Raw genomic sequence first — 2,475 nt, 5'->3', positions numbered from 1 at the left:
GAAACCACGACAGACTACCCCTCTCCACGACGTTCCTGAATCGGTCGTCATCACGCGAGCAGGCCACCCATTCGAAGGCCTGCGGCTGCAGGTCGTCAGCCGGCGGCAACGTGCCGGTCGGTTGCACCTTCTGCTGATTCTTCCGGACGAGTCACGCGGACTGATTCCCGTCAATTGGACCGATTTCGCCGTCGGCTCCGCTGACGTTCCCACGACCACCGCTCCGGTAGCCGACGCAATCGGCTCACTTGCGGACCTGCTCCACGCTCGCCTGATCATTGACGCTTTACTGCGCCAGACGGAACAGGAGAGTAACGATGCAACCGATGCAACTGAACCTGCTGCTAGCGGACCTGCCGTCGGACGAGGGCAGCCTGTGGGAACAACTCGACCAGGCGACGCGCGACGCGGTGATCGACGCGCTTGCTCAGGCAATCGCAAAGGTCCTGACACAAAGCCATCCGAACCAAAGGGAGAACGATGATGAGTGACGCCGCCAGCAAGATCAGCCCCTGTCATTTGCAACGCGCCGCGTTCGTCTATATCCGTCAGTCCAGCGCCAGCCAGGTTGAGAACAACCGTGAATCGACGCAACGCCAGTACGCGCTCGCCCAACGGGCCACAGCCCTTGGCTGGTCCGAACAGCAGGTCTGCGTGGTTGACGACGATCTGGGGCTTTCGGGGGCCACCACGGCGCGCCGCGGCGGCTTCGCGCGCATGACTGCCGAAGTCGCACTCGGACACGTCGGCATCATTCTCGGACTCGAAGTGTCGCGCCTGGCACGCAATAATTCTGACTGGTACCGGTTGCTCGACCTTTGCACCATGACCGACACGCTTATCGGCGACGCCGACGGCGTGTATAACCCGGCGCTATTCAACGACCGGCTGTTGCTCGGTCTCAAGGGCACCATGAGTGAGGCCGAGCTGCATACCCTGCGTGCGCGTCTCGACGGCGGCATCCGGAACAAGGCGGCACGCGGCGAGCTACGACGCGGCCTGCCAACCGGAATGGTTTGGGGCGAGGCTGAAGGCGAAGTGCGACGGCATCCTGACGAAGCCGTTGTGAGTGCGTTGCGTGCGGTGTTCGCCCGCTTTAGCGAATTCGGCACAGCCCGCCGCGTCTGGCTGTGGTTTCGCGCAGAGAACCTGTCGTTTCCTCTGCAACTCAACTACAGCGCACCTGAGGAGATTCGCTGGGTCGCGCCCACTTACATCGCGATCTACAATGTGCTCACCAATCCGGTCTATGCTGGCGCCTACTGCTATGGCAAGACGCGACAGGAACGCTATGTCGATGAACACGGCGTGCTCAAGACACGGTTGCGACGACTGCCCCAGTCGCAGTGGGCTGTTCTCATCCGCGACCACCATGAAGGCTACATCGATTGGGCAACCTATGAGGCCAATCAAATGCGCCTGGCCACCAATACCAAGCCCCGACCGCACGAAGCCGGCGGCGCCGTGAGAGAAGGCACCGCCTTGCTGCAGGGTCTGGCCACGTGTGGCCACTGCAGCCGCAAACTAAAAACGCACTATCGCGGAACCAACCAGACGCCTGGTTACCATTGCTCGAACAAAGGGATCGAGAACAGCCGCGGCGTCTACTGCCTTAACGTCGGCGGCCTGCAAATCGACGCGGCAGTGACCGACGCCTTTCTCCGTGCGGTTGAGCCGGCAGGCCTTGAGGCTGCCGTACGCGCGGCTGAGCGTCTTGAAGCGGATCACGACGCCGCGCTCGCGCAGTGGCGCCTGACCGTTGAACGGGCGCACTATGAAGCGCAGCGCGCCGAACGCCGCTACCACGCCGTGGATCCCGAGAACCGTCTCGTCGCGCGCGGGCTCGAAGCGCAATGGGAGAAGCAACTGTACGAACTCGAACAGGCGCAGCAGGAGCTTGCCCGACGCGAGCAACTCCGTCCCCGCACATTGAGTGCGCAGGAACGACACAGCCTGCTCGCGATCGGCCAGGATCTCCAGCGCCTGTGGCATGCACCAACCCTCACCGTGCGCGACAGGAAACAGTTGCTGCGAACGCTACTCGAGGAGGTTTCCATTACCGTCCATCGCGAACAGTATCAGGCTCATCTGAAGCTGCGTTGGCGTGGCGGCAAGCTCACCGAATGCAACGTTGCGTTGCCGCGCTCCCGACCCGCCACCATCCGTACCGACGAAGACACGATTGCCCTGGTGCGTCGACTGGCGCAGCACTATCCCGATGCCACCATCGCGGGCATCCTAAACACACAAGGCCGTGTGACCGCGCGTGGCTTGCGCTTCAACCAGAACCTCGTGGGTAACCTGCGGCGTCATTGGAAGATTCCCTGCTTCGAACAACCGGCGCAGCTTCCCGACGGCGAACTGCTCAGCATTCGCCAGGCCGCCCGCGTACTGGGAACAGCGCCGTCTACGCTACACCGCTGGGTCAACGACGGCTTCATCGCCGGAGAGCAAACGACGCCTGGCGCACCCTGG

2 protein-coding genes and 1 pseudogene are annotated in these 2,475 nt (G+C 62.8%); all 3 read left to right on the top strand.

Annotation, left to right across the window (positions count from 1 at the left end):
• Nucleotides 1-49 precede the first annotated feature (49 nt).
• Nucleotides 50-277: pseudogene (locus P0D89_RS54850) on the top strand (DUF5372 family protein); the annotation flags it as partial.
• Between the two features lie 49 nt (nucleotides 278-326).
• Complete coding sequence (locus tag P0D89_RS52265) at nucleotides 327-491, top strand: hypothetical protein (RefSeq protein WP_408379512.1); 165 nt, start codon at nucleotides 327-329, stop codon at nucleotides 489-491.
• Nucleotides 481-2,475 (top strand): recombinase family protein (locus tag P0D89_RS52260; protein WP_408379509.1); only part of this gene is annotated, 1,995 nt, incomplete at its 3' end. The genes P0D89_RS52265 and P0D89_RS52260, both read left to right, overlap by 11 nt.

It is taken from the genome of Paraburkholderia sp. RL18-085-BIA-A (assembly GCF_046027075.1).
GTDB lineage: Bacteria > Pseudomonadota > Gammaproteobacteria > Burkholderiales > Burkholderiaceae > Paraburkholderia.
Note: the sequence above shows the minus strand (reverse complement) of the source record. Positions and strands in the feature narration are given on the sequence as shown.